Genomic DNA, 7165 nt, shown 5'->3' with positions numbered 1-7165 from the left:
CAAAGCTCAGACATTAAAAAGCAAAGCTCAAAAACTAAGGAAAACTTCCTAGTATTTAAGCTAATCTTTAACAAAAGAACCTACAAGGCAGCCCTTGACACCTCCCTTCCATTTACAAGAATATCAGAAAATATAGGAAAGAGCATCAAAATCGAAAACGAAGATATAAAGCAAACTATCAACATGTTAGAAATTGACGAAGAAGATATAAACTACGAATCTAAATTCTCATTCAAAATAGACGATAATGAAATCACAGTCCCATCAACTAAAACAGACCCAGTCCTAAACGATCAAGACATCCAAATAATCTTAGGAGCAGACCTACTAAGAAACACATCCTGGGCCCTATATAACCCAATGGGATATGTGAGAGTAAACAAATAAACAAAGAACAAGAGGAGAAGAAAAACTTCTCCTTTTTAAGTGAAAGATTGTAAAATTAAACCGTCAATTTCTCCACCTCGAACGCAAGTGAGAGGTCTCCAGTCTAAGACGACATGTAAATATTGCAGAACAACTAATCTAAGCAAACATCCTAATCAAGGAGACTTCTCCACAAGGTCGAAGTAAGGGAGTATCTATTGTTTTATATAACCATAAGTATAACAAATTCCCTTATGTCGAGCGAAGCGAAGCGAAGTCGAGACATCTCACGAAAGTTCTCCATTCTAAGCCGACATATAAATAAAAAGAAAAATCCATCTAAGTAAATCCCGCCCAAGAGTCTTCTCCACTCCGATCGAAGCAAGGGAATTGTTATTATTTACATAAAATGTGATATTGAATTCGCCCCTTATCCCGACCGCAGTGGAGGGATCTCATAAGGAAACAGTTACCTTTATATCTATCTTATATTTAATCAAATCACACACCATCCACCTCGAATGCATGTGAGAGGTCTCCAGTCTAATACGACATTTATATATTAAAGCAATATTTATCTAAGCAATAACCATAATTAATGAGGCTTCTCCATTTCGGTCGAAGTAAGGGAATTGTTATTATTTACATAAAATGTGATATTGAATTCGCCCCTTATCCCGACCGCAGTGGAGGGATCTCATAAGGAAACAGTTACCTTTATATCTATCTTATATTTAATCAAATCACATACTACTCCAGCTCTAATGGAATTGTCACAGTGAGAGCATCGAACTGATGAAATGTGCCGGACGGGCTGTCCGCCACCTCGACAGAGCTTCCACGAGGAAGCGACGAGAGGTCTACAGTGTATGATGACATGTAAATAAAAAAAGAATAATTAATTTATGCAACCATATCAAACCCAAGAGGCTTCTCCACAAGGTCGAAGCAAGGGGGGGAGAATCTCTTGTTTTACATATCAGCAATCTACTCAGTTCCCTTATGTCGACCGCAGTGGAGACATCTCAAAATCATCCAGTCTAAGCCGACATATAAATAATAAAGAAAAATCTATCTAAGAAAATACATTAAGAGGCTTCTCTACAAGGTCGAAGCAAGGGACATCCTATAATTTACATAACAGTAATCAAAACATTACCTTATCCTCTGGAATTCAATCTAACTTAATACATCCCTTATGTAAGCGTAGTCGAGACATCTCATCCGAGCTAAATCCCAAATTTCCAAGACAAATTTCTCCCCAAATCATAGAAAAACAACCCCTCAAGCCATATAATAATAGGACCAAGATTTTGAAAATAAAAATTATTTTCTTTTGATATTGATTATTAATTCACTTTGTGATATATTATATCTAGAAAGAAGCACAGACTTTTTTAGATATATTATAATATATCTAAAAATCGCCTTGATTATAATTGCTGTGCGAGGAGATTAGTATGAATACTTTAGATAAAATTAAAATAGGATCTACTGCAAGAGTAGACAAGATTATAGGTGACTCTCCAACCAAAAGGAGAATTATGGATATGGGAATTACGAAAAACACCGAAGTTTTCGTAAGAAAGGTCGCACCCCTAGGAGATCCAATTCAGATTTCACTTAGAGGCTATGAGCTAACCATCAGAAAAGAAGACGCGAAAAACATTAGAGTGGAGGAGATATGACTTTAAGAGTTGCACTAGCAGGAAACCCCAACTCTGGTAAGACCACTCTCTTCAACGCCCTAACAGGTTCCAAACAAAGAGTCGGCAACTGGCCAGGAGTTACAGTTGACAAGAAACAAGGAAAGCTTAAGGGAGATGACGATATCATTATCGAAGACCTCCCTGGAATTTACTCCCTTTCTCCATACACCATGGAGGAAGTCGTAAGCAGGAAATATTTGGTAAATGATAGACCAGACCTTATCATCAACCTAGTAGACGCTTCAAATCTTGTGAGAAATCTTTACCTTACAAGTCAGCTCTTGGAGCTCAATATCCCTGTAGTCATCGCCCTAAATATGATGGACATAGTGGAAAGCAAGGGAGACAGGATTGATATAGACAAGCTTTCGAAGATGATTAATTGCCCTATAGTCGAGACCACAGCATCCAAGAATATAGGAGTTGATGAGCTTATAAGCGAAGTCAAAAGGGCAAGCGAGGAAAATATCAAGCCAAAGACCTTGGTATTTGATAAGGACCTCGAAGATGTCCTAGACAAGATCGAAAGTACTTACACCAAAGACCTTGACCCTGAACTTAGAAGATATTATGCAATTAAGATTTTCGAAAATGATAAAGAAAGCCTAAAACACATTTCCCTATCAAGAGATGAGCTTGATGAGGTTTCTAATATAAGAAGAGACTTTGAAAAAATAAGAGATGACAATGCAGAAGGCATCATCACAAGCGCAAGATATGATAGCCTGGAAGAAAAAAGCTATGAAATACTAGAAAAATCTAAGCCTAAACTATCCGCAACTGACAAGATAGATAGGATCGTAACTAGCAGAATTTGGGGGCTTCCAATCTTTGCCCTAGCAATGTTTTTAGTATTTTTCTTGGCTGTTTATGAGAAATCTCCAGGTACCCTTGGGACAGATGCGGTTAATGGCTTCTTTGAGGAAAGCCTAATCCCATTTGTAGGAGACTTCCTTACAAGAATTGAAATCCATCCAGCCCTAGTATCTCTAGTAACAGATGGAATACTCGCAGGAGTGGGAGCAGTTCTTGGATTCTTGCCACAAATGATGGTACTATTTGCCCTCCTAAGCATCCTAGAAGACATAGGATACATGGCAAGAGTTGCCTTTATCATGGATAGAATTTTCAGGAGATTCGGTCTATCAGGTAAGTCCTTCATCCCAGCCATGGTTGCGACAGGATGTGCCGTACCAGGCATCCAAGCCTCAAGGACAATAGAGTCCGATAGGGATAGGAAAATCACAATAATGACCGTATCCTTTATGCCATGTTCGGCTAAACTTCCGGTAATTGCTCTAATAGTAGGAGCATTTTTCCCAGAACACCAAGCCCTCGTTTCCTTCTCCTTCTACATGATTGGAATACTAAGCATCATAGTTTCTGGAATTATCCTAAAGAAGTTTAAGGAATTGCAAGATGATCCTTCGCCATTTATCATGGAACTACCTCCATATCACGCACCAAGGATTAAATCAGTTGCGACAGATGTCTTCAACAAATCCAAATCCTACGCCAAAAAGGCAGGAACAATCATCTTCCTATCTACAATAGTAATATGGCTCTTGTCAAACTTCGACTTCAGCCTAAACCTAGTAGAAGAAGATACATCAACATCAATCCTTGCAAGAATCGGATCACTGATAGCTGTAATATTTAAACCAATAGGCTTTGGCACATGGCAAGCAACTGTTGCTACAATCACAGGCTTTGTCGCCAAAGAAAACATAGTAGCAACAATGGGAGTTGTCCTAGGTTTAGGATCTGAAGTAACAGAAGAATCAACAGCTCTTCTTACAGCCTTCAACCAAGCTCTAGCAAGTCCAGTCGCAGGCTATTCCTTCCTACTATTCAACATGCTCTGCATGCCATGCTTTGCAGCAGTAGGAGCTATCAAGACAGAAATGGCAGATAACAAATGGACAGCCTTAACCATAGCCTACCAAATGGGCTTTGCCTACCTAGTAAGCCTAATATTCTACAACATCGCAAACTTAATAGTTTACGGAATATTTAATGTAGGCACAATCATAGGATTTATAGGACTAATCCTCCTAATCTACCTAATAGTAAGAAAGCCTTACGCAGAAAAGAAAAATCTAAACTACGAAAAATCCGTAGCTAGATAGAAAAATGCTCTTTTGGCAAAACAAAAAAGCCAAAAGAGCAAATTAGAGGCTTCTCCATAAGGCCTGAGCAAGGGAAGTATTTTTCACTATATATTAATAAATATCACCATTAACCCTTATGTCGACCGAAGTGGAGACATCTCATCCATTTTCACCTTTAATGGAATTGTCACAGTGAGAGTATCGAACTGATGAAAAGTGACGGACGAGCTGTCCGCCACCTCGACAGAGCTTCCACGAGGAAGCGACGAGAGGTCTCCAGTCTGAGACGACACGTAGATAAAAAAGAAAAAACTAATCTAAGCAATATAGCTAATAAGAGAGACTTCTCCACAAGGCCTGATCAAGGGAACTATTTTGAAATAGTTAATATTAATCTAACACAATACCCCTTATGTCGACCGAAGTGGAGACATCTCATAGATTTAACATTAACAACAAGAAAGGAGCAAATATGAACACCCAATCAATAGTCTTATTAATAGCAATCCTTGCATCAGTAAGTTTTGTAGTATACAAAAGATATATAAAATCAAACGCCAAGGCAGGCTGTGCAGACTGCCCAACAGGCCACGGTAACAATCACAAAAATACCCCATCATGCGGATGCGGATGTGGATCCTAGAAAGGGGGAGATATTTTTTTACTAAACTAATGATAAAAATTATCAATATCAAAGATAAATGAATTTATGAGAAAGCATAATTAATGATTATATGTAACTTACAAGAAGGAAAAATCTAATAGATTTTCAAAAGAAAACAAGACCTCTCCACAAGGACGAAATAAGGGATATCCTTTATATAAGAGAAAACAAAACACTTCCTTTATTTCTCCGAATTGGAGATAGATCATAGCTAGAAAATTATCACACAAATATAAAACGTTAACAAAATATAAAAAGGAGAAAATTATGGCAAAAGTAGCAGTAGTATATTGGTCAGGAACAGGTAACACAGAAAAGATGGCAGAAGAATTCGTACAAGCAGTAAAGGCAAACGGCAGCGAAGCAGAACTATTCTTCGCAGGAGAGTTTAGTGCAGATAACATAGCAGATTTCGATGCCTTCGCCTTTGGTTGCCCTGCAATGGGAAATGAACAACTAGAAGACGGAGAGTTTGAGCCAATGTTTGAAGAAGTTGAAGATAAGCTTGACAACAAGCCAACAGTACTTTTCGGATCATACGAATGGAACGACGGCCAATGGATGTATGACTGGCAAGAAAGAGCAAAGGATGATGGAATCAACTTAGCAGCAGACGGCCTAATTGTCTACGATGATCCAGATAAAGAAGCTCTCGAATCAGTAAGAAACCTCGCCAAAACTCTTCTAGAGAAAATCTAATGCAGGAAGATCTCTTAGTCTTTCATGCATCTCCGGTCATATGCGGGATAAAGGCAGCCAACCTCTTCCAGATTAGATCAACCGACCTTACTTATGTAAGATGCGTAATAAAGTCTTGGGAAGAGGCCATCAAGACTTGCAAATCTTGCGACCTAAAGTTTAAGCTTATAGCCAAGAAGGAAAAAGGCTTCCTAGTACTAGCTTATAGAAAAAGTAAACTTGAAAGCATCCTAAAAGATGAAGAAATAAAAACTTTCATAAGAAACTTTGGCTACGATGATATAAATCTTGCCAAATGCCTAAACAGGCTAGCAATAAGACTAAAAGTCGACGACTTCCCCCACGAAATAGGCCTTTTTCTAGGCTACCCCCTAGATGATGTTAAAGCCTTCATCAAAAACAAGGGAAAAAACTTCATCCTCAATGGAACATGGAAAGTCTACTACGATGCAGAAAGAAAAAGACAAATCTTCAAAGCCTACAATGAAAGCAAAGAGAGATGCAGGATGCTAATAAAAAACGGAGGTCACATTCATGAACTAGTTGGATAATAAAACACAAACATACTATAATATTAGAATAAGAACTGCCCAACTCCTAGGGCAGTTTTCCTTTGCCTAAAATTAATAAAATCCATTGACATATCAAAGCATATCCTTAAACTTAATCATCAACTCTCCCATCAATGGTTCTGGCCACAATGAACGAACCTACCAGAACCCTTATGTCGAGCGTAGTCGAGACATCTCTCAGTTAAAAATTACACTTCTATAACTACAAGCATACAGAATAAAAGAATGAGAATTACTTAGTATAATAATATTAATAAAAGAATCCAATAATTCTGTAGCAAAGTAAATACTATATAAAATGAAGTATAATATACATGTTATCATCACTTCCATTAGCATGGAAGGAGGTGAGTTCATGCGAGATTTGATTAACTTCATTGTTGCTGTTTCAGCACAAATAGCTGGTAACTTATTGTGCAAGTGGCTATTCAGCAAGAAAAAAGATGATAACTAGCACAAAAAAAGACGAGCCCCACGCTCGTCTTTTTTGGTAACTCCATGCATATTGATTAACTTCATGGTTACTATTATAGTACTTCAAACCACAAGAAATTCAATATTCTAAAAATTTATAACTCAACTATAAAAACCTTTATATATTGTAAAAACTTATAGCTATATCGAATAAATTGATTCAATTAGTCATAAAGTACTTATATTAGATCCTTCCACTTCAACAAAGCTTAGCTACGAGAGGTCTCCAGTCTATGACGACATGTAAATATCAAAGAACAACTTATCTAGGCAAATATCCCAATTCCTGAGACTTTTACACAAGTAGAAGTAAGGGAAAACTGGTGTTTAACACAATAGTAAGAAAAATACACCCTTATGTCTAATGGGTCTGGCCACAATGAACGAAAGTGAATTGATGGCAGACCTTAATCGAGGGAGCCCTCGTCATGGGCCACTGTTTTGCAAAGCAAAATAGTGCAGTATCCTTTGTTAAGAAATAACAAAGGATAAAAGAACGATGACTATCGTTCTAAGTTAATAAGATAAAGGACAAGCTATGCTTGTCCTGAATCCGAAAACTACCGTCGA

At 37.7% G+C, this 7165-nt stretch carries 5 protein-coding genes and 1 pseudogene; all 6 read left to right on the top strand.

The features are described 5' to 3' along the window. Nucleotides 1-387, top strand: a pseudogene (locus MRZ08_RS02395) (hypothetical protein); the annotation flags it as partial. A gap of 1439 nt (nucleotides 388-1826) precedes the next feature. Further along, the gene (locus MRZ08_RS02390) at nucleotides 1827-2054 is read left to right on the top strand and encodes a FeoA family protein (RefSeq protein ID WP_297378876.1); all 228 of its coding nucleotides are present in this window, start codon (nucleotides 1827-1829) and stop codon (nucleotides 2052-2054) included. Beyond that, nucleotides 2051-4204 carry a ferrous iron transport protein B gene (gene feoB, locus MRZ08_RS02385; protein WP_297378874.1) on the top strand — a complete coding sequence of 718 codons (2154 nt, stop codon included), beginning with the start codon at nucleotides 2051-2053 and terminating at the stop codon, nucleotides 4202-4204. Before MRZ08_RS02390 ends, feoB begins: the two co-directional genes overlap by 4 nt. Before the next feature lie 454 nt (nucleotides 4205-4658). Continuing rightward, nucleotides 4659-4829, top strand: a complete 171-nt coding sequence (locus tag MRZ08_RS02380; RefSeq protein WP_297378873.1) for a FeoB-associated Cys-rich membrane protein — start codon at nucleotides 4659-4661, stop codon at nucleotides 4827-4829. 288 nt (nucleotides 4830-5117) lie between these two features. Continuing rightward, nucleotides 5118-5549, top strand: coding sequence for a flavodoxin (locus MRZ08_RS02375; protein WP_297378871.1), 432 nt, complete (start codon nucleotides 5118-5120; stop codon nucleotides 5547-5549). Beyond that, a complete protein-coding gene (locus MRZ08_RS02370; RefSeq protein ID WP_297378869.1) occupies nucleotides 5549-6100 on the top strand; it encodes a DUF3793 family protein in 552 nt (183 codons plus the stop codon). Before MRZ08_RS02375 ends, MRZ08_RS02370 begins: the two co-directional genes overlap by 1 nt. Nucleotides 6101-7165: the final 1065 nt, after the last annotated feature.

Origin of the sequence: Anaerococcus sp. (genome assembly GCF_022770135.1) — a bacterium.
Classification (GTDB): Bacteria; Bacillota; Clostridia; order Tissierellales; family Peptoniphilaceae; genus Anaerococcus.
Note: the sequence above shows the minus strand (reverse complement) of the source record. Positions and strands in the feature narration are given on the sequence as shown.